This is a genomic window from Streptomyces sp. NPDC046379, assembly GCF_055587785.1.
In genome coordinates, this window is the sequence record NZ_JBVJFP010000011.1 from 93,401 (window position 1) to 114,384 (window position 20,984).

Sequence of the window (20,984 nt, forward strand, 5' to 3'; positions counted from 1 at the left end):
CGGCCCGTCACCCGCCGGGAGGCGGCCCGTCACCCGCGCGGACCGAGCCGCTCCCGCAGCTGACCCCGCGAGGTGATCCCCAACTTCGGGTAGATCCGGTACAGATGGGCCCCGACCGTGCGCGGGGAGAGGTACAGCTGCTGCCCGATCTCCCGGTTGGACAAGCCCGTCGCCGCCAACTGGGCGATCTGCAGCTCCTGGGGCGTGAGCAGATCCCAGCCGGGAGGACCGGCCTGCGCCCCGCCCTCGCCCGCCGACCGCAGTTCCTGGGCCGCCCGCTCGTGCCACGGCTGCGCCCCCAGCGCGGCGAGCGACTCCTTGGCGATCCGCAGCGGCGTACGCGACTCCATCACCCGGCGCCTGCGCCGCAGCCAGGCCCCCTGGGCGAGCAGCAGCCGCGCCCGGGTGAAGGGATCGCGGGACAGGTCCAGGGCCAGCGCCGACCGGAACCGCTCCCCGGCCTCCTCGTCGTCCGCCAGCAGGGCGTGCGCGAAGGCGAGGTTGGCCCGGATCATCCGGACGTCCGTGGCGGCGGACGCGGCGTCGAGCCGGCGCAGCGCCTCCCGCGCGAGCGCCCGGTGCTCCTCGGAGACCGCGGCCTCGGCGAGCGTCGTGATCGCGACCGTCTGCAGATACGGGTGGTGGGCCGGGTCGGAGGGGTCGAACACCCGCCACACACAGGCGAACGCCTCCGCGTGCCGCCCGGCCGCCAGCGCGATCAGACCGCGCGTGTTCTGGATGAACGCCAGATTGGACGGGTTGGCGACGGTCAGCCCCTGCCGCTCCGCCTCGCCGATGGCCGTCTGCGCCGCCTCCAGGTCCCCGAGGATGGCGGCGAAGTGGGCCTTGGCGATCCGGGCGCCGGTCAGCCAGCGCGGCAGCGCGCACTCCTCCGCGAGCCGCAGCGCCTCGGCCACGCTCGGCAGCCCCGACTCCCAGTCCACGATGTGGGCCGCGGTGAACGACAGCGACACCAGCGTCTGGGACAGCAGCCCGAGCCTGCCCTGGGCCCGCAGCCCCGCCGCCGCGTGCCGCAGGAAGCCCCCGGCGTGGTCGTAGGCGCCCGCCATCGTGGCCGCGGTGCCCAGCGTGGCGGCGCCGATGACGTCGTAACCGCCCCGGAACTCCAGCCGTTCCAGCCGTTCCACGACGGTCGTGCCGCGCTCCAGCGGGGCCGCCGCGGCCAGGACGTACACCAGCTCGGGGTGCAGCTCGGGCACCGGGAGCCGTTCGGCCGCCGCGACCACCCGCTCGCGCAGCTCCCGCCCCGGATCCGACCACCAGCACCGCCGCGCCGCCGCCCGCAGCAGCCGCAGCGCCGGCTCGGGCTCGCCCGCGCCGGCCGCCGCCTCGGCCGTGGCGAGCAGCAGCCGCAGCCGGGGAACGCTGGTCGACACGTCCGTCTCCAGGGCCTCGCGCAGCAGCACCATGCGCGCCCGCGCCGGCACGTCGAACTCCAGCGGGGCGGCCAGCTGCAGCAGGGTCGCGGCCCGGTCGGTGCGGCCCAGTTCCAGGGCGAGTTCCGCCGCCTTCAACAGCCGGCGTCCCCGGGCCGAGGTCTCCTCGCCGAGCGTCAGCGCCCGCTCCACCGCGGCCAGGGCGACCGCGGGCGCGCCGCGGGCCCCGGCCCGCTCGGCCGCCCGGTCCAGCGCCAGGGCCGCGGACTCGTCCCGGCGACCGCCGGCCGCGGCCCGGTGCCAGGCCTGCCGGTCGCCGCGGCCGTCCAGTACGGCGGCCAGCGCGGCGTGCGCGGCGCGCCGCTCGGCGGGGGACGCGGCGTGCAGGACGGCCGCGCGCACCAGCGGGTGGGCGAACCGGACGCGCCGGTCGTCCACCGCGACCAGGGCGGGCGCGCCGCCGGCTTCGAACGCGTCCGGCCCGATCCGCGTGCCCGCCAGCCGGGACGCCGCCGCCAGGACCTCGTCCACCGCACCCTCGTCGTCGGACGCGGCGATCAGCAGCGCGCTGCGGGTGTGCGGCGGCAGTCCGGCCAGCCGGGAGGCGAAGGCCCGCTCCAGCCGTGCGGTCAGGGGAACGGCCGGGGACACCAGGGCGTCGGCGGCCGTTCCCCGGCGGCGCAGTGCGTCGGGCAGTTCCAGCAGCGCCAGCGGGTTGCCGGCGGCCCCTTCCAGCACCCGGCGCCGCAGCGTGGGCTCCAGCGCCGGCTCGACGGCGTCCAGCAGCGCCTCGGCGTCGTCGGGACCGAGCGGGCCCGGCCGCAGTTCGGGCAGGGCGAGGGCGTCCAGAGGAGTCGGCGCTTCCTCGCGGACCCCGAGCAGCAGCCCGAGGGGTTCGGCGCCGAGCCGCCGGGCGAGGAACGCCAGCACGTCGAGGGTCGGCGAGTCCAGCCACTGCGCGTCGTCCACGACGAGCAGGACGGGCCTGTCGGCCGCCGCCTCGCCGAGCAGACTGAGCGTCGCCAGGGCGATCAGGAAGAACTGCGGGGCGGGCGCCGCGGGCGACGGCTTCCCCATCCCGAACGCGGCGAGCAGCGCCTGCGCCTGCGCCGGCGGCAGCGCCGACACGCGGTCCAGGACCGTCCGGGTCAGCTGGTGCAGCCCGGCGAACGGCAGATGCGTCTCGGTCTCCACCCCCGACGCCCGCAGTACGGTGCACCCGGCGCCGGACGCCCGGTGCGCCGTCCGCGCCAGCAGGGCCGACTTGCCGATCCCCGGCGTCCCGCGCACCACGAGCGCCGCGCCCTGCCGGGGCAGCCCGTCGACCAGGGCGTCGAGCGCCTTCAGCTCCTCAGCCCTGCCGATCAGCCCGTCGACCGACACCCGATGCCCCCGTCACCACGCCTGTGTCCCGACAACGATTTTATGGGCGCGGCCGCACACAGGGAGCAGCCGCGGTGCGCGGGCGGCACAGCCCGGCCGCCGGCACGCGATCACAGTCACTTCGCAGTCATCGTGCCGATGCCGCGGACGCCGCCCGGGCCCGACGCTGGGCGGGTGCGGACGCGGCCCTTCGCCGGCGGACCGGCCGCGTGCGGGGAACGTGAGGGTGCCGGCAGGAGGCGGGAGGAGCGATGCGACCGACGACGACGCTGATCGACGGGTCCCGCGGCCGGACGCCGGCCGAGGCGGCCCGGGGCCGGACGCCGGTCGACGGGCGCCGTGGCAGGACGCCGGTCGAGGTGGCCGGCGGCCGGCTCTCGGCCGACGCACCCGGCGGTCGGACGCCGGTCGGCGCCGCCCGCGGCCGGACACCGGCGGACGACGGCCGCCCGGTCACCCGGCGCCTGGGGCATCTGCTCTTCGTCACCCTGGACGCCGACGCGCATCGGCCCGCCGGACCCGGCCGGCGCGCCGCCCTCGGCCCACTGCAGGAACCGGGCTTCGTGGCGGTCGCCGTGCCCGGCTCCGCGGCACCGGTGACACCTGCCGCATGGGCCGCGCCGGCCACACCGTCCGCGCTGGTTGCCCGGGCCGCTCGCCGCCCCGGACGTACGGCGGGCGCCGCGGGTGTGCGGCTCCTGGTGTGGGACACCGGCCGGCCGTACGGGGCCCGTCCATGGCAGGGCGCCGACGAGCCGCACGGCCCCGGCCTGCCCGTCGCCCCACCCGTCAGGGCCTGCCTGGTCCCTCGTGCCGCACTCGGCCCCTGGGCCAACGCCCTGGCCGCGTTCGCCCCGCTCGAGGCCGACCCCGCGAGCCCGTCGGCGGCCCTGCTCGCCGCGCTGGTCGCCGCCCTGGCCGACACCCCCGCCGGCTGCCCCGAGCCCATCGCCCGCCGGCTCGCCGACAGCGTCACCGACCTGCTCGCTTCCCTCGTCGCCGAGCACACCGGCGCCCGCACGGACGCCGCCGAGGGCACGCGCGGCCGGCTGCTGGAGGAGATCCGCGCCCACGTCGACCGCCACCTCACCGACCCCGGCCTCGGCCCCGAGTCCATAGCCGCCGCCCACCACATCTCCGTGCGCTCCCTGCACAAGCTGTTCGAGGACGAGGACCTCACCGTGGGCCGCCTCGTCCAGCGCCGCCGGCTGGAGGAGTGCGCCGAGGACCTGCTGCGCCCCGGGAACGAGCGGCTGACCATCGCCGCCGTCGCCCGCACCTGGGGGTTCGTCAACCCGGCCCACTTCAGCCGGCTGTTCCGCTCCGTGTACGGGGTGACTCCGAGCCGCTGGCGCCAGGGACACGGCAACCCTCCCGCCGGGCCCGCGCCGCCCGCCGAACCGCGTGTGCTTGCCCCGTCAACCCGTCTGCACTCTGGGCAAACTCCCCGATCCGCGCCGCTCCTACGGTGAGCCCACCACGAACCACGGGGCACGCGAGGAGAGGTCGAGCACCATGTCCGACGAGCACAGCAGTACTGGACCGGCGGGCAGCGGACCCGTCGGCACCGGTCCCGTCCTGGAGCGGGCCGCGGCGGAGTTCGCCGCCGCCACCGCCGACCCGCCGTATCTCTACGAGATCCCGGTCGAGGAAGGCCGCAAGGCGGTGGACGACGTTCAGTCCGGGGCGATCGCCAAGCCGGAGGTGGACGAGGAGTGGGTGACCGTCCGGGGCGGGCCCACGGGATCGGTGCGGGCCCGGATCGTCCGCCCGGCCGGACACGAGGGCCCGCTGCCGGTCCTCGTCTACATCCACGGCGCCGGCTGGGTGTTCGGCAACGCGCACACCCACGACCGGCTCGTGCGGGAACTGGCGGTCGGGGCGCGTGCCGCGGTCGTCTTCCCCGAGTACGATCGCTCGCCCGAGGTGCGCTACCCCGTGGCGATCGAGCAGAACTACGCCGTCGCGCGGTGGGTCGTGCAGGAGGGCGCCGGGCACGGCCTGGACGCCGCGCGTATCGCCGTCGCGGGCGACTCGGTCGGCGGCAACATGTCGGCGGCGCTCACCCTGATGGCCAAGGAGCGCGGCGACCTCGAACTCGCCCTCCAGGTGCTGTTCTACCCGGTCACCGACGCGGCCTTCGACACTCCGTCCTACCACCGCTTCGCCGAGCGCTACTTCCTGCGGCGCGAGGCGATGAAGTGGTTCTGGGACCAGTACACCACCGACGAGGACGAGCGGGCGCGGATCACCGCGTCCCCGCTGCGCGCCACGCGGGAGCAACTCACCGGGCTGCCCCCGGCGCTCGTGATCACGGCCGAGGCGGACGTCCTGCGCGACGAGGGCGAGGCCTACGCGGACAAGCTGCGCGCGGCCGGCGTCCCGGTGACGGCGGTGCGGGTGCAGGGCGTGATCCACGACTTCGTGATGCTGAACGCGCTGCGCTCCACCCAGGGCGCCGAGGCGGCCGTCACCCTGGCCGTCGACGCCCTGCGCAAGGCCCTCCACGCCGTCTGAGCACGGCTCCCACCCCTGCACCAACCACCCCTTCGCGACAAGGAGTCGTCAGTCATGCCCGAATTCCGTCCGGACGAGGTCACCGCGGCGCCCAGCCCCGATCTGCTCACCCCGCAGAACTCCGTGTTCCTGTTCGTCGACCACCAGCCGCAGATGTTCTTCGGCACCGGCAGCGGCGACCGCACGGCCGTCATCAACAGCACCGTCGGACTGGCCAGGGCCGCCCGGCTGTTCGACGTGCCGTCCGTCATCACCACCGTCGCCGCCGAGTCCTTCTCCGGCCCGGTGCTGCCGCAGCTCGCCGAGGTCTTCCCCGACCACAAGCCGATCGACCGCACCACGATGAACGCGTGGGAGGACGAGAACCTGGTCGGGGCCGTCCGCGCCACCGGCCGCAAGAAGATCGTGATCTCCGGTCTGTGGACCGAGGTCTGCCTGGTCCTGCCGGTGCTGTCCGCGCTCGGCCAGGGCTACGAGGTCTACGTCGTCGCCGACGCCTCCGGCGGTGTCACCCCTGCGGCCCACGAGCACGCCCTGGAGCGGATGAGCCGGGCCGGCGCCGTCACCGTCACCTGGGTGCAGGTGCTGCTGGAGCTCCAGCGGGACTGGGCGCGCGGCGAGACGTACGAGGGAGTGATGGACATCGTCAAGGCGCACGCCGGCGCGTACGGCCTCGGGGTCGTGTACGCCAAGCACTTCATCGGCGCGGGCGCGGCGGGCTGACTCCCCGGTTCCGCGAGCGTCCGTCGGCGACCGCCGGGGTGTGCCCCCGGCGGTCGCTCCGCCATGTCCGGGCGCCCCCACCGAGCGGCAGGGCCGCTCGGCCCGCTCGGCCCGGCGGTCCGGGCAGCCGAGGGGCACGGCGGGCCCGGGCACCCCGGATTGACCTGCGGGGACGGGCCCTTGACCGAGTGTGCACGGCACCCCCGCGCGGGCCCCGCCGCCCGGATGTCCGCCGCAGGATGGGCGTGCCGCCGCGTACCGGGCCGCGGGCGGCGGGAAGGGAGGGCGGTCCGATGGCGGACACCAAGGAGCGGGCTTCGGCCCTGCTGGACGCGCAGGCGCTGGGACGGGGACCGCAGTGGCGGGTGCTGCGCGAGGCGATCGAGACCGTGACGGAACAGGGCCGGGCCCTGTGGCTGTGCGGCGAACCCGGCATCGGCAAGACCGTCCTGCTGGAGCAGGCCGGTGAGTTCGCGGCGGACCGGGGACTGCGGCTGCTGCGCGTCAACGGGGCCGAGGGCGAGAAGGACCTGCCGTTCGCCGCCCTGCACCAGATGATGTGGACCCTCACCCCGCAGGCCCGGGAACTGCCGGCCCCGGCGCGGGCCGCGCTGGACCGCGCCCTCGGCATGGACCCGGACGAGGAGGCGGGGGCGTACACGGTCTCCGCGGCCACCCTGGAACTGCTCGCCCTCGCGGCCAGGCGCCGCCCGATCGCCCTGCTCATCGACGACCTGCACTGGATCGACGCGTCCAGCGCCGAGGTCCTGCACTTCCTCCAGCGCCGGCTCGCCCCGGTCCCCGTCGTGATGCTCGCGACCGTGTGGGCGGAGGCCGTCGCCGGCTCCGACTTCACCGGCGTACGGCTCCTGGACGTCGAGCCGCTCACCGACGAGGGCGCCGACGGGCTGCTGCGCGAACGGCACCCGGGGCTGTCCGGGGCGGCCCGCTCCCGGATCCTCCAGGAGGCGGCCGGCAATCCGCTGGCGCTCGTCGAACTGCCCGGCCGGCTGGAGGAGGGCGAGCGCACCGGCGAACTTCCGCTGCCCGAACACCTGCCCCTCGGCACACGGCTGCGGAACATGTTCGCCCGGCGAGTGGCGGTGCTGTCGCCGTCGGCGCAGTTCACGCTGCTGCTGTGCGCCCTGGAGGGCCGTGAGGGACCGTCCCCGCACCTGATCGCCGCCGCCGCGCGCGCCGCGGGCGCCGACGGCGTCGAGCAGGACCTGGCGCTCGCCGAGGAGCACGGCCTCATCCATCTCGACCCGCGCACCGCCCAGGTGCGCTTTCGCCACCCGCTGGTCAGGTCGGCGCTGGTGGCCGCCGCGCCCGGGGCCGACCGCCGGCGCGCGCATGCCGCCTGGGCCGACGTGCTGCCCTGCGGCGACCTGCGGCAGGTCACCCACTGGGCCGCCGCCACGGCCGTGCCCGACGAGGAGATCGCCCGCGCGCTGGAGGAGGCCGCCCAGCGGGCCCAGGCCCGCGGCGGCGACGCCGAGGCGGCCGGACTCCTCGCGCGCGCCGCCGGGCTGAGCGGCACCGCGGCCGGCCGGGGCGACCGTCTGGTGGCCGCGGCCCTGGCCGCCGTACGGGGCGTGCGGATCGCGCTCGCCGACCAGTTGCTGGAGCAGGCCCAGGCGCACGGCGTGCCCGCCGCCGCCCGCGACACGCTGGCCTTCACCCGCTCCACGGTCCGCTTCCAGGCGGACGGCGACCCGGCGCCCACCCTCGACCTGGTGCCCGGCGTGCTCGACCGGCTCGACGGGCTGCCCGGGACCGAGCCGATGCGCCGCGGATGTCTGTTCCTGCTGCTGCTGATCGCCGGGTACACCACCGACCCCCGCGCCTGGGAAGCCGTCGACGCCCGGCTCGCCGCCCAGTCGGACCTCGTGCGCCTCGGCCGCGACGTCTGGCACGACCCCGCCCGTCACGCCCAGGACGGCGCCGCCCGCCTGGCGGAACTGGCGCGCACGGTCACCGGGGAGAGCGCCGAGGACGCCTGGCTGTTCCTGTGGTCCGCCGTGGCGCTCGACTCGGCCGACGAACACGCTCCGCTCATCAAGGAGTTCGCTCGTCGGCACTCGTACGTGACCCAGGCGCTCATCACCGCCGTGTGCGGCTACGCCGACTACCTCAACGGGCACTGGGACCGCTGCGTCGACGCGGCCCGCGCGGCGGCAGCGGCGGCCCGGGTCCGGGGCTTCGGCATGCACGAGCGCGTCCACCGGTACACCGAGGGCTACGTCGCCGCCGCCCGGGGCGACCGGCAGCGGGTGGACGAACTCGTCGCCGAACTGCGGCCCTGGGCCGTCGCGCGCGGGCTCGTCTTCGTCGTCCACCGCGTGCGCTCCATGGAGGCCATGTGCGCCCTCGCCGTCGGCGACCACGAGAGCGCCTACGCGCACGCCTGCGCCATCACCCCGCCCGGCTCCTTCCCCGCCGGCGTCAACCACTTCCAGCTGGTCTTCCTCGACCTCGTCGAGGCGGCCGTGCACACCGGCCGGCACGCCGAGGCCCGCCGGCACGTCGCCGCCGGGCTGGCCGCCGGCATGGACCGCATCTCCCCGCACCACCGCTTCGTGCTGCACGCCGGGCGGGCGCTGGCGAGCGAGGACGTCGACGCCGACTGCACGGCCCTGTACGCGTCGAGCGACACCCGGCGGTGGCCCTTCGAACTGGCCCGGGTGCGCCTCTACCACGGCGCCTGGCTGCGCCGGCACGGCAGACGCGCCGAGGCCCGCGACCAACTCACCCTGGCAGAAGGGGTTTTCACCGGCCTGAGCGCCGGTCCGTGGGCCGAGCGGGCCCGGCAGGAGCTGGCGGTCTGCGACGACCCCGCCGGCGTGTCGGCCCTCAGCCCGCAGGAACTGCGGATCGCCGAACTCGTCGCCCAGGGGCTCACCAACCGGGAGGTCGGCACCCGGCTGCACCTGTCGCCGCGCACGGTCGCCGCCCATCTCTACCGCATCTACCCGAAGCTGGGGATCACCACCCGCGCGGCGGTCGCCCGGGCGCTGGCCGCGCAGCCCACGCGCGAGGACCGTCATCCGACCTAACGGCCGGCGCGGCGCTCTCGCCACCCTGGGTGAACGGCCGGGGCCGTTCCCGGCCCGGACACCAGTGCGATCCGAGGAAGCCCCCATGACACTGACGACCACCCGCACGAGCGAGCACCGTCTCGGCGCCCTGCGCGTCACCACCCACCAGGGCCCGGCGCCGTACGTCCTGTCCGGCCCCGAGCACGATCGCGGGACCAGGTCCGGTACCGGCCCCGCCCTCGTCGGCGTCGGCGTCCAGGCCGAGGGCGCCGCCGTATGGGCCCAGCTCGGCTCCCGCACGCCCTGCGCGCCGGGCGACGTGTTCGTGGCCGACCCCTCGCGGCCCTGGGAGCTGTGCGAGCCGGCCGGATTCCGGCTCCACCTCTACACCGTGCCGTGGGAGTTGACGGGACTGTCCGACGACGAGCTGGCCGTCCTGTGGGGCGTGCACGGGCGGACCGGAGGCGGTGTGGCGCGGCTGCTGGCGCCCTTGCTCACGGCCGCGGCGGAGGCCGCCCCGACGTATCCGCCGCACATCGCGCACGGCGTCGCCGGCAGCGTGGTCGACCTGCTGGGCACCCTGGCCGCCGAACGGCGCACCCGCGCCCGGGCGAGCGCCGCGCACCGGGCGGAACACGACGAGCGGGCCGCCATGGCGCGGCGGGTGCGGCACTTCGTCAACGAGAACCTCGCCGACCGGGCCCTGAGCCCCGAGCACATCGCCGCCCGCCACCACGTGTCCGTGCGCTACCTGCACAAGGTGTTCGCCGCCGAGGGCACCACGTTGAGCCGGTGGATACGGCGGCGCAGACTGGAGGAGTGCAGACGTGAGCTGGCCCGGCCGGCCGGGCCCGGGCAGGCCTCGCTCGCGACGGTCGCCCGCCGCTGGGGCTTCGCCAACGCCGCCCACTTCAGCCGCAGTTTCCGCGCCGCGTACGGGGTCTCGCCCAGTGAATGGCACCGCCTCCGGGCCGGGGCCGGCGCGGACTGACGCCGCTCAGTTGGCCACCGCGGCCCGCGTCGCGTCCCGCCAGTCGCGCGGCGAGCGGCCGTACACCGCCTTGAACGACCGGCTGAAGTGGGCCACGTTGGCGAACCCCCAGCCGCGCGCCACCGCCGAGACGGTCGGCGTGACCCGGCCGCGCCGCGCCAGCTCGCGCGCGCACTCCTCCACCCGCCGCCGCTGGATCAGCTTGCGCACGGTCGACTCCTCGCCCTCGAAGAGCAGATGCAGATAGCGCACCGAAATGCGGTGGGCGTCGGCGATGGCGGCGGGGGAGAGGTCGGGGTCGCGCAGGTTGTCGTCGATGTAGCGGCGGATCGACGCCAGCAGATGCTCCCGGCCCGAGCGGGCCCGGTGATCGTGCTCCAGGGTCTGCTCGTCGATCAGCGTGGCGAGCAGGTCCGCCAGGTTGCCGGCCAGCCGGTCCCCGACGGCGTCGTCGGTCCCCTCCGCCTGCGCCACCAGCGTCGACACCAGGGGCCCCAGCAGCGCCGCCACCCCCTCGGACGCCGGCACGGCCCGGCCCGTCAGCTGCCGCGCCCGCGCCCCGGAGACCCCGAGCGCGGCACCCGGCACCCGCACCAGATGCAGCAGGAACGGCCGGCGCTGCTCCAGCGAGAACGGCCGCCGCAGATCCAGCAGGGCCAGCTCGCCCGGCTGTACGGCGGTGCCGCGCCCGTCCTGGTGCAGCGCCCCCCGCCCCGACACCTGCACGGCGAGCGCCAGCCGGTCGTCCGGGGCCTCGGCGACCAGCCGCGTCGTGCGGCTCAGCCGCATCGGGTCGGCCCGCAGCGACAGCACCCTGACATAGCCGAGGTCCCGCGACGCCAGCGCCCCCTCGAACGGCCGCTCCTGCGCGGGCCGCGCCACCCGCACCGGCCCCAGCCACTGCCGCACCGCCCGTTCCCAGGCCGCCGTCCGCTCCGTCTCCGCCATGACCGCCGTGTCCACCATGGGCTGCACAGTCCGCTCCTCGCTGGGCGCTCCGGCAAGGCGCACGCCTTGCCCCATATGCCCAGGCTCGGCGCGCCGCGGCCGCCGCGGTTAGGTCATTTGACGGGTGCGCCGCCGGGGTGCGGCGTCCGGCGCATGCGGTGCGCGTACGGTCATGACGTGGTGCGCGCTCAGGCACCCGCGACGCCGGTGGCGTCCCTAACGTCGGCCCTTCGCAGGACGCCGCCGGCCCCCAGGAGTTCGTGTGTCCCGTACCGACCGCTCGCAGTGGCCTCCGCTCGTCCTGGAGCGCGGGGCACGGGAGTTCGTGCGCGACCACGACTGCCCGCGGGTGCCGCCCGGCACGGACCCGGGGCCCGCGCGGGCCGCCGTCGCGCGGCTGCTGGACGGCCGGCCGCCGGACGAGCACGTCACCGAGGAATGGCTGTCCCTGCCCGGCGGTCCCGGCCGGTGCCGGATCCCCGTCCGCATCCTGCGGCCGGCCGGCGCAGAAGGGCCGCTGCCCGTCGTCCTGTTCGCGCACGGCATCGGCTGGACCCTGACGGATGCCGCCACCCCCGGCCGGCTGCCCGCCGACCTCGCCCTCGGCGCCGACGCGGCCGTCGTCGTACCGGAGTACACGCGTGCGCCCGAGGCCCGCTACCCGGAAGCCGTCGGGCAACTGCACGAGGTGGCACGCTGGATCACCCGCCAGGGCGGCCAGTGCGGGCTCGACGGCGCCCGGCTCGCGGTCGCCGGCGTCTCCTCGGGCGGCAACCTCGCCGCCGCCCTCACCCTCCTCGCCAAGGAACGCGGCGAGGTGGAGTTCCTCCACCAGGTCCTGCTCTGCCCGGTCACCGACGCCGGCCTGGACACCCCTTCCTACCGCGCCTTCGGCGAGGGCCACTTCCTCGGCGGCGAGGCCATGCGCGGCTTCTGGCGGCAGTACGTCCCCGACCCCGCCGACCGGCTCCGCAGCACGGCCTCCCCGCTGCGGGCCACGGACGCGGAACTCGCCGGCCTGCCCGCCGCCCTGATCGTCACCGCCGAGGCCGACGTGGTCCGCGACGAGGGGGAGGCCTACGCGGCCCGGCTGCGCGCCGCCGGGGTGCCCGTGACGTCGCTGCGCTACCACGGCACGGTGCACGGATTCGTCCTGTTCGACGCCCTGCGCGGCAGCGACGCGGCGACGGCCGCCCGCGTCCAGACCATGGACACCCTGCACACCGCACTGCACTCCTGGCGGTCCTGAACCGCCGTGCTCCACCGGGCCTGCCCCGGCCCTCCGGCCCCGTTCCCGCCGCGCCCCTCCCGCCCCGGCGAACCGGGCCGTGCGCCGGTGGTCCGTGCGCCGGTGGTCCGCGCGCCGGCGGGCCGTGCGCCGGCGGCACAAACCCGTGCACGCGGGGTCATACCGCGTGACCCGCGCCGCCCTAGCGTGCGAAGGACACCCCGATCGTCCAAGGAGTCCCGGACCATGACCGAGCCCCAGTCGATGAGCCGCCGCAGGATCATGGCGGCCGGCGCGGCCGTCGCCGCCGGCGCGAGCCTCGCCGCCGCCCCGGCCCCCGCAGCCGCGTCCGGCCACGACGCCGTACGCACCCCCGAGCCCACCATCGCCCTGGTGCACGGCGCCTTCGCCGACGGATCGAGCTGGGCCCCCGTCGTCGAGCGCCTCCAGCGAGGGGGGTACACGGTCCAGGCCGTCGCCAACCCGCTGCGCGGCCTCGCCGTCGACGCGGCCTACGTCCGAAGCGTCCTCGCCGCCCTCACCGGTCCCGTCGTCGTCGCCGGGCACTCCTACGGCGGCGCCGTCGTCACCGAGGCCGCCGACGGCCTGGAGAACGTGAAGGCCCTCGTCTACGTCGCCGCCTTCGTGCCGGACGCGGGCGAGGTGCTCGGCGAACTCGCCGCCAAGTACCCCGGCTCGGAGCTGCAGGAGGCCCTGTCGCCGGTGCCCGCCCCGGCCGCCGACGGCACCCCGGGACTCGACCTGTACCTCCGCACCGACCGTTTCCGCGACGTCTTCGCCGCGGATGTGTCCCGGACCACCGCCGCGGTGCTCGCGGCGGCCCAACGGCCCCTGTCGGCCGGCGCGTTCACCGACCGCACCACCAGGGCCGCCTGGCGCTCCGTCCCGTCCTGGAACCTCGTCGCCACCCGTGACCGCGGCATCCCCCCGCGGCTGCAGCGGTTCCAGGCCGAGCGGGCCGGCTCCCGCACGGTGGAGGTCGCCAGCTCCCACCTGCCCCTGTACAGCCGCCCCGGCGACGTGGCCGCCCTGATCAGGACCGCCGCGCGCACCGCCGCCCCTTCCGCCTGAGCCGCCGGCGGCCCCCGTCCGGACGGCCGTCCCCCGAGCCCCTGGCCTTCCCGCCCCCCGAGTGAGGAACCCCGTGTCCACAGCACATGACCTCGAACAGATCGCACATGCCAACGCCACCGGCCGCACCCCCGTCGTCTTCGTCCACGGACTGTGGCTGCTGCCCAGCAGCTGGGACCGCTGGGCTGGGGTCTTCGAGGAGGCCGGCTACGCGCCCCTGACCCCCGGCTGGCCCGACGACCCCGACACCGTCGCCGAGGCCAACGCCCACCCCGAGGTGTTCGCCGGCAAGAGCGTCGGCCAGGTCGCCGACCACTTCGCCGACCTCGTCGGCCGCCTCGAGCGCAAGCCCGTCGTCGTCGGGCACTCCTTCGGCGGCCTCATCACCCAGATGCTGGCCGGCCGGGGCCTGTCGGCGGCCTCCGTCGCCATCGACCCGGCGCCCTTCCGCGGGGTGCTCCCGCTGCCGCTGTCCTCGCTGCGCGCGGCGAGCGTCGTGCTCGGCAACCCCGCCAACTACCACCGCGCGGTGCCGCTGACGTACGACCAGTTCCGCTACTCCTTCGCCAACGCGGTCGATGAGGAGGAGGCCAGGGAGCTGTACGAGCGGTTCGCGGTGCCGGCGCCGGGCGAACCGCTGTTCCAGGCGGCCACCGCCAACATCAACCCGTGGACGGAGGTCAAGGTCGACACCCTCACGCCGCAGCGCGGCCCTCTGCTGATCATCTCCGGCGAGAAGGACCACACCGTGCCGTGGGCGCTGGCCAACGCGTCGTACAAGAAGCAGGTCCGCAACGAGCACGCCGTCACCGAGATCACCGAGATGCCGGGCCGCGGCCACGCGCTGACCATCGACAGCGGCTGGCGCGAGGTCGCCGGGACGGCGCTGGCCTTCGTCAAGCGGTTCACCGGCTGACGGGCGAGCGACAACGCGAACGGGGGCGCCGGGCGACTCATCCGCCCGGCGCCCCCGTTTCGCCGTGCCGGCGACCCGATCCCTGCGGGCCCCGCCCCGTCCCGCGCGCCCCGCCCCCTCCTGGGCCGCGCCCGTCCGCTCAGTCCTCCCGCAGCGCCCGCGCGAGCGCCGCACGGGAGGTGATCCCCAGCTTCGGGAACACCTTGTACAGGTGATCGGCGACCGTGCGCGGCGACAGCCGCAGCACCTGCCCGATGTCCTTGTTGGTCAGCCCGTCCGCCGCGAGATGGGCGATCCGCAGCTCCTGCGCCGTCAGCAGCTCCCGCCCCCCGGCCGCCGGCGCGACCGCGTGCCCGGCTGCCCGCAGCTCCTGCTCCGCCTGCCCGGCCCACGGCCCGGCGCCCAACGCCCGGAACGCCCGGTGCGCCTCCACCAGCACGTCCCGCGCGGCGGCCCGCTGATGCCGGCGCAACCACGCCCCGTGCGCCAGCCGCAGCCGGGCCGACTCGAACACCCACCGCTCGGCGCCCTCCACCTCGAAGGCGGCCCGGTACCGGGCGGGCGCCTCCTCGTCCGTCGCCGCCAGCGCCTCGGACGCCGCCAGCACGAACGCGTGGTGAGGGGAGATCTCCGCCATCCGTGCCGCCCGGCCCGCGGCCACCTGGGCGCGCGCCTGCGCGTGACGGCCGGTGCGCGTGGCGGCGTCCACGACGTCGAAGAACACCAGATGGAACCAGACCAGCCCGGCCGGCAGCTCGCCCGGCGGCATCAGCTCCGTCAGCCGCGTGTACGCCTCCTCGTACCGGCCGTGGGCCAGGGCCGCCAGCCCGCGCAGATACACCAGACGGTCCAGCACCAGCTTCATCCGCCCCCGGCGCGCGACGGGCCCGACGATCCCCTCGATCTCCGCCAGGCCCTCCTCGTCGCCCCGCCCCGCGAGATACATGGCGTAGTGGTGCCGGAACGCCAGCGCGTTGTTGTGGTACCCCAGTTCGTCCGCCGCGACCGCCTCGCGCAGACAGACGCCGGCCTGGTCCCAGCGGCCCTCCAGGTAGTCCTGGTACGCCTTGGCCTTCGCGATCGTGCCCTGGGTGGCGTAGGCGTGCTGCTCGGTGAAGCGCCGCCACATGGCCGCGTCCGCCATGTCCACCGACGACGCCGTCCACAGCAGCAGCCAGGCCACCCCGGCCTGCTGCTCGCCGCTCATCCCGGCGGCCAGCGCCCGCAGTTCGCCGCTGACGCCGTGGCCCGTGCGCGCCGGGTCCGACCAGGCCCGCAGACAGAGCCGGGCCAGCGGCGACACCCGTTCGCGGTGCCGCTCCAGCACCTCCCAGCCCCGCGGGTCGCCCGTGTACGCGGAGGCGAGCAGCAGCTTGAAGAACGCCTGCTCGGCCAGGCCGCCGAAGGAGTCCGCGCCGGGCTCGGCCAGCGCGTCCAGGGCCTCGGGCAGCAGGGTGAAGGACGACTCGAAGTCCATCCGGTGGCTCTGGTCGACGTACACCACCGCGTACGCGAACAGCGGCGCCACGTCGGGCGGCACCGGGCCCTGCTTGAGGTCCTCCACGATCCGCGCCGTGTACGGCAGCCTGCCGCCGCGCGCCGCCATGACGGCGGCCCAGGTCAGCCGTCTGGCCCGGGACAGCGGGTCGGTGCTCAGGGCCGCCGCGCGGTCGAGGAGCAGCGCCGCCTCCGCGTCGCCGCCGCGCCGGGACAGCCGTCGGCCCGCCGCCTGGAGCCGGGCGGCGAGGTCCTCGTCCGGCAGCAGCGTCGCCGCGGCCTCGTGCACCAGCCGGCGCGGGTCGTCGGCCGGCAGCGCGCCGGCGAGTTCCCGGTGGGCCTCGCGCCGTTGCCGCCCCGAGGCGCCCGCGACGACGGCGCTGCTGACCAGCGGGTGCCGGAACACCAGTCGGCCCACCGGGTCCAGCCGCGCCAGCCCGCTGGACTCGATCAGGTCCAGCACGCTCTCCACCCGCTCGCCGGCCTGCGCGCGCAGCCACCTGCCGGCGTCCCAGGCGGCCGTGCCCCCGCCGAGCGCGACCAGCAGCAGCACCCGCGTCGCCTCGGCGGGCAGGGAGGCGAGCCGGTCGGCGAACAGCCGCTCCAGCCGCCGCCCCAGCGGAAACTGCTCAGGCAGCGGCGCGACGCCCCGGATCTGGTCCGGATGGAGCTGCAGGGGGAGTTCGACCAGCGCGAGCGGATTGCCCGCGGCCTCCCGCACCACCCGCTCCAGTGCCGGGCCGCCCAGCTCGGGATGGCGCCGGCGCACCAGCCGGGCGGCGTCCGCGGGCGCCAGCGCCCCGATGTCGACCGGCCGGGTGGGCCAGCCCTCGGCGGCCGTGCCGTCGGGTCGGCTGGCGCTCACGATCACGAGCGGCAGATCGGCCATCCGCCGGTGCAGGAACGCGAACACGGCCACGCTGGAGGAGTCCACCCACTGCAGGTCGTCCAGCAGGACCAGCAGCGGCCGCTCACGGGTCGCCTCGGCCAGCAGCGTCAGCGCGGCGGCGCCCACCAGGAAGCCGCCGGCCGGTGACAGCGTCTCGTGCAGGCCCAGCGCGGCCCCGAGAGCCTCGCGCTGCCGCGCGGGCAGCGCCTCGGAGCGTTCCACCAGCGGCCACAGCACCTGGTGCAGCGCGCCGAACGCCAGCTCGGACTCCGCCTCCGAACCCACCGCGCGCAGCACGGTGAACCCCCGCCCGCGGGCCCGGGCGGCCGTCCAGTCCAGCAGGGCCGTCTTGCCGATGCCCGCCTCGCCGCGCAGCAGCATCGCCGAACCGCCCCCCTCGCGCGTCAGCGCGCCGTCCAGGGCGCGGCGCAGCAGCGCCGTCTCCTCCCGGCGCCCCATGAGGTCGGTGCCGTCCCCTGTCGGCAATGCGTTCCCCCTCCTGCCGCGACGCCGGCCGCACGGATGCGCGCGGACCCGGCGCGCCGCCCCCGAGGCGCAGGATAACGCCGTCGTCCCGGCCCGCAGCCGGAACCGTACCGTCCGATCGGGACGCCCGGGAACGGCCCGGTGTCCCGGCGGAACCGCCCGCCGGGACACGCTGTCCTGGGCGTGCACACCTGTGTGCCGTGGCTGCTCCGTCCGCCCTTTTCCCTGGCCGCGGGCGCCCCCCGGCGCCGCGGACGGCCTAGCCTGCCGCTGTACGACCGCCGGGAGGACGGACTATGGCCACCACCACCTGGGCCACATCGGGGGTTCCGCTGGCGCACCGGGCCGACGCGCTGCGCCGGACGATCCGGGACCACGTCGTCCCGGTCGAGATCGAACTGCCGCGCCGGCCCGAGCACGTCTTCGCCGACGTCGCCATCACGGAGATGGGGTCCCTCCAGGTCACCTCCGTCCGGGCCAACCCCGCCACGGTGCACCGCACCCCCCGGCTGGCCCGGGCCGACGACGAACCGGTGCTCTTCATCAGCCTCCAGGTCTCCGGCGAGAGCACGGTCGTCCAGGAGGGCCGGCACGCCCGGCTGCGTCCCGGAGACATCGCCGTCTACGACACCCGGCAGCCCTACACGCTGCTCTTCGACCACGGCGTGGACCTGCACTTCTTCCGCGTTCCGCTGCGGGACATCGCGCTGCCCGACGCCGCGGTCCGCCGGACGGTCGCCCGCACCCTCGGCGCTCACGGCACCGTCTCCGGGCTCACCGCCGGCTACCTCGCCCGGCTGGCGGCCAGTCCCGCACTGCACGACGGGGCCGCCGGCCGGCTGCTGGCCGCGCCGAGCATGGAGCTGATCCGCGCGATGATAGCCGCCGAGGGGGACCGGCCCGACCTCGCGGCGGGCCCCCTCCAGGAGACGCTCGGCGCCCGCATCCTCGACCACATGCGGGCGCACCTGGCCGACCCGGACCTGAGCCCGGCGTCGGTGGCCCGCGCCCACCACATCTCCGTCCGCTACCTGTACGCCATCCTGGCCCGCCAGGGCGTCGGCTTCGGCGAGTGGGTGCGCACCCACCGCCTCGACGCGTGCCGCCGGGAACTGTCCCGCGTTCCGCCGAGCGCCGAGACCATCGCCGCGCTGGCCCACCGCTGGGGCTTCAAGTCGGCCTCGCACTTCAGCCGCGCCTTCAAGGCCGCGTACGGACTGCCGCCGCAGGCCTGGCGGGGACTCCGGCACGGTCTTTGACGTGTCATGAGCCGCACCCGGTGACCGGTGTTATGAACTGATCCCTTCGGGAAGTGGCCGGACATGGATGTGTGGACGGCTCTTCACGACGGCGACCACCGGCTGGCGCGGCAGGTGGCCACGCGGCGCCCGCGCGGCGCCCGCCGTCTCGCGCCGGTGGTCCGGGAGGCCGCCGAGCACACCCGGCTGTGGTGGGCCGCCGCCGCGGTCCTGGCCTCCGCCGGCGGATGGCGGGGCCGGCGGGCCGCGGTGGCGGGAGTGCTGGCCATGGCGGCGGCGGAGACCGTGTCCAACGCCCTCGTCAAGCCGCTGTGCCCGCGCGGGCGGCCGTCGGGGGAGTGGGTGCCGGCCGAGGAGGCCCGGGAGCGGCCCGACTCGTCGTCCTTCCCCTCCGGCCACACCGCCGCGGCCGTGGCCTTCACGGGCGCCGTGACCGCGGTGTGGCCGTGGGCGGGCGCGGTGTGCGCGGCGCCCGCCGCCCTGGTGGCCTGGGAGCGCGTCCACTCCGGCGCGCACTATCCCTCCGACGTGGCCGCCGGCGCGGCGATCGGCGCCGGCGCGGCCGTGCTGGTGCACAGGGCGCCCCGCATCGCCCGCGGGCTGCTGTGACCGGGCCCCTGCCCCGCAGCCCGAAGGCCGCAGGATGGGGTGCCCGTGTCTGGGCACCCGGAGGGCAGTCGACACAGACGAGGAGGCCATCCGCAATGACGACGACGCCGGATCCCCGCCGCGGTCCGGCCGGCGCCCAGGAGCCGGTCGGCGAACTCGTGCAGCGGGCCTCGCAGCAGCTCGCCGAACTGGTGCGGGGCGAGATGCGGCTGGCGCAGGCGGAGATGAGCGAGAAGGGCAGGCGCTACGGCAAGGGCGGCGGACTGTTCGGCGGGGCGGGCCTCGTCGGCTTCCTGGCGCTTCAGGCGCTGGTCGCCACCGTGATCGCCGCCCTGGCGGTGCCGCTTCCCGTGTGGGCCGCGGCGCTGATCGTCACCGCCGTCCTGGGGCTCGTCGCCGCCGTTCTCGCCCTGCGCGGCAAGAAGGAGGTCGACCGGGCCGGCCCGCCCGCACCCCGGCGGACCGTCGACAGCGTGAAGTCCGATGTGGCCGAGATCAAGGAGAGTGCACGACGATGACCCAGCCTCCCCACGAAGAACCCGTCGCCTCCAACCCCGAGGAACTGCGCCGGCAGGTCGAGCAGACCCGCCACGAGCTGGGCCGCACGGTGGAGGAGCTGGCCGCCAAGGCCGACGTCAAGACCCGGGCGCGGGAGAAGACGATCGCCCTGAAGGAGCGGGCGGGCGCGAAGACCACCGCCCTGAAGGAGCGGGCCGGCGCGAAGACCATCGCCCTGAAGGAGCAGGCCGGCGCCAGGACCAGCACCCTGAAGGAGCAGGCCGGCGCCAAGACCTCCGGCCTCACGGTGCAGGTCAGGACCAAGGCCGCCGAGGCCGCGCACCGGGTCCAGGAGAAGCTGCCCGAGCCGGTCAAGGAGAAGGCGACGGTCGCCGCCGAGCAGGTGCGGACCAAGGCGGGCCGGGCCGGGCAGGTGTGGCACGAGAAGGCCCCCGAGCCCGTCCGCCGCAGCGCCGAGCGCGGCGCCCGCACCGCCCGGGACAACCGCACCGCGCTGATCGCGGTCGGCGGCGCGGGCGTGCTCGCCTGGCTGTGGCTGCGCCGCCGCAACAGTAGGTGAGCCCCGTGAAGGCCTGGAGAGTCGCGTACAAGCCGGTCGGGCCGGCCCTCGGCGCGCCGAGCGTCGGGCCGGCCCTCGGCGCGCCCGTCGTGGTCGCCGGGGCGCTGTTCGAGCAGGCGTGGAAGGTGCTCGGTCACGACGAAGACGCTCCGACGCCCTCGGCGAGGACCGCGGCCGGCGGAAGGCCCTGATCGCGGCGACGGTGCAGGGCGCGATCTTCGCCGGGGTCGAGGCCGCCGTCGGCCGCGCGGGCGCCGCCGCGGCCCGCGGGCCGACCGGCGCCCGGCCCGGCTGAGCCGGCGCCGCACCGCACCACGGGCCCCGACGGCGGGCGACGATCCCGCCGTCGGGGCCCGCCGCATGTCCTCTCCCGGCCCGCGGGCGAGCCGCCTTCCTCCGTCTTCTCCGTGTCCTCTGCGTTCTCCGAGCGCTCTCTGTTCTCCGTACGACGGACGGTTTGCCACCGCACCACGGCGGGCGGAAAATGTAGTCGGAGTGGACGAAGTGAAAATCCGCCCCCGAAACGCATCAACCAAGGGGCTGCGGTGGACCATCAATTGCAGATTCTCCTTTCCGAGGAGGGGGCCGACGCCGAACGCGTCGACGACCTGACCCGCCGTCTGCGGGCGGAACTCCTCGAACTCGACGTGGAGGACGTGAAGCCCGTCCCCGCCGGGCCGCCTCCGCCCGGCGCGCGGGCCGTGGAGCTGGCGGCGATCGGCTCGCTGCTGGTGGGCCTCGGCAGTTCGACCAGCGCCCTGCACCAGGTCATGAGCGTGATCCGGGACTGGTGGGGCCGCGGCCGCGACACGCGGCCCTCCCTGCGACTGACGTTGGACGGCGACGTGCTGGAGATCGGCGAGGCGTCGCCGGAACAGGTGACCCGGGCGTTCGACGTGTTCGTCAGGCGCCATGCCGGGGTGGAGGCGTAGC

The 20,984-nt window shown here is 76.2% G+C and carries 17 protein-coding genes; 14 read left to right on the forward strand and 3 right to left on the reverse strand.

Annotated features, from left to right (window positions below; translation table 11 throughout):
• Positions 1 to 29: 29 nt before the first annotated feature.
• Complete coding sequence (locus ACZ6KF_RS20260) at positions 30 to 2,780, reverse strand: ATP-binding protein (protein ID WP_469239499.1); 2,751 nt, start codon at positions 2,778 to 2,780, stop codon at positions 30 to 32.
• Between the two features lie 251 nt (positions 2,781 to 3,031).
• Between ACZ6KF_RS20260 and ACZ6KF_RS20265 the strand changes: the two genes are divergently transcribed.
• From ACZ6KF_RS20265 to ACZ6KF_RS20285, 5 genes are all read left to right on the forward strand, one after another.
• Entirely contained in the window at positions 3,032 to 4,252 is a 1,221-nt protein-coding gene (locus ACZ6KF_RS20265; RefSeq protein WP_469239501.1) for a helix-turn-helix domain-containing protein, read from the forward strand.
• A gap of 43 nt (positions 4,253 to 4,295) precedes the next feature.
• The gene (locus tag ACZ6KF_RS20270) at positions 4,296 to 5,297 is read left to right on the forward strand and encodes an alpha/beta hydrolase (RefSeq protein WP_469239503.1); all 1,002 of its coding nucleotides are present in this window, start codon (positions 4,296 to 4,298) and stop codon (positions 5,295 to 5,297) included.
• Between the two features lie 54 nt (positions 5,298 to 5,351).
• On the forward strand, positions 5,352 to 6,020 hold the full coding sequence (locus ACZ6KF_RS20275; RefSeq protein WP_356629020.1) for a hydrolase: 669 nt from the start codon (positions 5,352 to 5,354) through the stop codon (positions 6,018 to 6,020).
• Between the two features lie 293 nt (positions 6,021 to 6,313).
• Positions 6,314 to 9,076, forward strand: coding sequence for an AAA family ATPase (locus ACZ6KF_RS20280; RefSeq protein WP_469239505.1), 2,763 nt, complete (start codon positions 6,314 to 6,316; stop codon positions 9,074 to 9,076).
• Positions 9,077 to 9,161: 85 nt separating this feature from the next.
• A complete protein-coding gene (locus ACZ6KF_RS20285; protein WP_469239507.1) occupies positions 9,162 to 10,049 on the forward strand; it encodes a helix-turn-helix domain-containing protein in 888 nt (295 codons plus the stop codon).
• Between the two features lie 6 nt (positions 10,050 to 10,055).
• Here ACZ6KF_RS20285 and ACZ6KF_RS20290 read toward each other — a convergent pair whose 3' ends face one another.
• Positions 10,056 to 11,015, reverse strand: a complete 960-nt coding sequence (locus ACZ6KF_RS20290; RefSeq protein ID WP_469239508.1) for an AraC-like ligand-binding domain-containing protein — start codon at positions 11,013 to 11,015, stop codon at positions 10,056 to 10,058.
• A 244-nt stretch (positions 11,016 to 11,259) separates the two neighbouring features.
• On the opposite strand from ACZ6KF_RS20290, the gene ACZ6KF_RS20295 reads away from it, so the two are divergent.
• The 3 genes from ACZ6KF_RS20295 to ACZ6KF_RS20305 all read left to right on the forward strand — a co-directional run bounded on the left by ACZ6KF_RS20295 (position 11,260) and on the right by ACZ6KF_RS20305 (position 14,233).
• Positions 11,260 to 12,246: an alpha/beta hydrolase gene (locus tag ACZ6KF_RS20295; protein WP_356629014.1), complete on the forward strand. Its 987-nt coding sequence runs from the start codon at positions 11,260 to 11,262 to the stop codon at positions 12,244 to 12,246.
• 225 nt (positions 12,247 to 12,471) lie between these two features.
• A complete protein-coding gene (locus tag ACZ6KF_RS20300) occupies positions 12,472 to 13,317 on the forward strand; it encodes an alpha/beta fold hydrolase (RefSeq protein ID WP_469157860.1) in 846 nt (281 codons plus the stop codon).
• A gap of 73 nt (positions 13,318 to 13,390) precedes the next feature.
• Positions 13,391 to 14,233 (forward strand): alpha/beta hydrolase, encoded by an 843-nt coding sequence (locus ACZ6KF_RS20305; protein WP_469157859.1) that lies wholly within the window; start codon positions 13,391 to 13,393, stop codon positions 14,231 to 14,233.
• A gap of 139 nt (positions 14,234 to 14,372) precedes the next feature.
• On the opposite strand, the gene ACZ6KF_RS20310 is transcribed toward ACZ6KF_RS20305, so the two are convergent.
• Positions 14,373 to 17,105, reverse strand: coding sequence for a helix-turn-helix transcriptional regulator (locus tag ACZ6KF_RS20310; protein WP_469239510.1), 2,733 nt, complete (start codon positions 17,103 to 17,105; stop codon positions 14,373 to 14,375).
• Positions 17,106 to 17,401: 296 nt separating this feature from the next.
• Between ACZ6KF_RS20310 and ACZ6KF_RS20315 the strand changes: the two genes are divergently transcribed.
• From ACZ6KF_RS20315 to ACZ6KF_RS20340, 6 genes are all read left to right on the forward strand, one after another.
• Positions 17,402 to 18,364 carry an AraC-like ligand-binding domain-containing protein gene (locus tag ACZ6KF_RS20315; protein WP_356629006.1) on the forward strand — a complete coding sequence of 321 codons (963 nt, stop codon included), beginning with the start codon at positions 17,402 to 17,404 and terminating at the stop codon, positions 18,362 to 18,364.
• Positions 18,365 to 18,427: 63 nt separating this feature from the next.
• On the forward strand, positions 18,428 to 18,973 hold the full coding sequence (locus ACZ6KF_RS20320) for a phosphatase PAP2 family protein (protein WP_356629004.1): 546 nt from the start codon (positions 18,428 to 18,430) through the stop codon (positions 18,971 to 18,973).
• A 95-nt stretch (positions 18,974 to 19,068) separates the two neighbouring features.
• Complete coding sequence (locus ACZ6KF_RS20325; protein ID WP_356629002.1) at positions 19,069 to 19,491, forward strand: phage holin family protein; 423 nt, start codon at positions 19,069 to 19,071, stop codon at positions 19,489 to 19,491.
• Positions 19,488 to 20,051 carry a DUF3618 domain-containing protein gene (locus ACZ6KF_RS20330; RefSeq protein WP_356629000.1) on the forward strand — a complete coding sequence of 188 codons (564 nt, stop codon included), beginning with the start codon at positions 19,488 to 19,490 and terminating at the stop codon, positions 20,049 to 20,051. The genes ACZ6KF_RS20325 and ACZ6KF_RS20330 overlap by 4 nt, the downstream gene beginning before the upstream one ends.
• A 5-nt stretch (positions 20,052 to 20,056) precedes the next feature.
• Entirely contained in the window at positions 20,057 to 20,242 is a 186-nt protein-coding gene (locus tag ACZ6KF_RS20335; protein ID WP_469157857.1) for a hypothetical protein, read from the forward strand.
• Between the two features lie 366 nt (positions 20,243 to 20,608).
• Positions 20,609 to 20,983, forward strand: coding sequence for a hypothetical protein (locus tag ACZ6KF_RS20340; protein ID WP_356628998.1), 375 nt, complete (start codon positions 20,609 to 20,611; stop codon positions 20,981 to 20,983).
• Position 20,984: the final 1 nt, after the last annotated feature.

Coding starts and splice junctions, on each gene's coding strand:
- ACZ6KF_RS20265 (WP_469239501.1), top strand. CDS start 3,032: ATGCGACCGACGACGACGCTGATCGACGGGTCCCGCGGCCGGACGCCG.
- ACZ6KF_RS20270 (WP_469239503.1), top strand. CDS start 4,296: ATGTCCGACGAGCACAGCAGTACTGGACCGGCGGGCAGCGGACCCGTC.
- ACZ6KF_RS20275 (WP_356629020.1), top strand. CDS start 5,352: ATGCCCGAATTCCGTCCGGACGAGGTCACCGCGGCGCCCAGCCCCGAT.
- ACZ6KF_RS20280 (WP_469239505.1), top strand. CDS start 6,314: ATGGCGGACACCAAGGAGCGGGCTTCGGCCCTGCTGGACGCGCAGGCG.
- ACZ6KF_RS20285 (WP_469239507.1), top strand. CDS start 9,162: ATGACACTGACGACCACCCGCACGAGCGAGCACCGTCTCGGCGCCCTG.
- ACZ6KF_RS20290 (WP_469239508.1), bottom strand. CDS start 11,015: ATGGTGGACACGGCGGTCATGGCGGAGACGGAGCGGACGGCGGCCTGG.
- ACZ6KF_RS20300 (WP_469157860.1), top strand. CDS start 12,472: ATGACCGAGCCCCAGTCGATGAGCCGCCGCAGGATCATGGCGGCCGGC.
- ACZ6KF_RS20315 (WP_356629006.1), top strand. CDS start 17,402: ATGGCCACCACCACCTGGGCCACATCGGGGGTTCCGCTGGCGCACCGG.
- ACZ6KF_RS20320 (WP_356629004.1), top strand. CDS start 18,428: ATGGATGTGTGGACGGCTCTTCACGACGGCGACCACCGGCTGGCGCGG.
- ACZ6KF_RS20325 (WP_356629002.1), top strand. CDS start 19,069: ATGACGACGACGCCGGATCCCCGCCGCGGTCCGGCCGGCGCCCAGGAG.
- ACZ6KF_RS20330 (WP_356629000.1), top strand. CDS start 19,488: ATGACCCAGCCTCCCCACGAAGAACCCGTCGCCTCCAACCCCGAGGAA.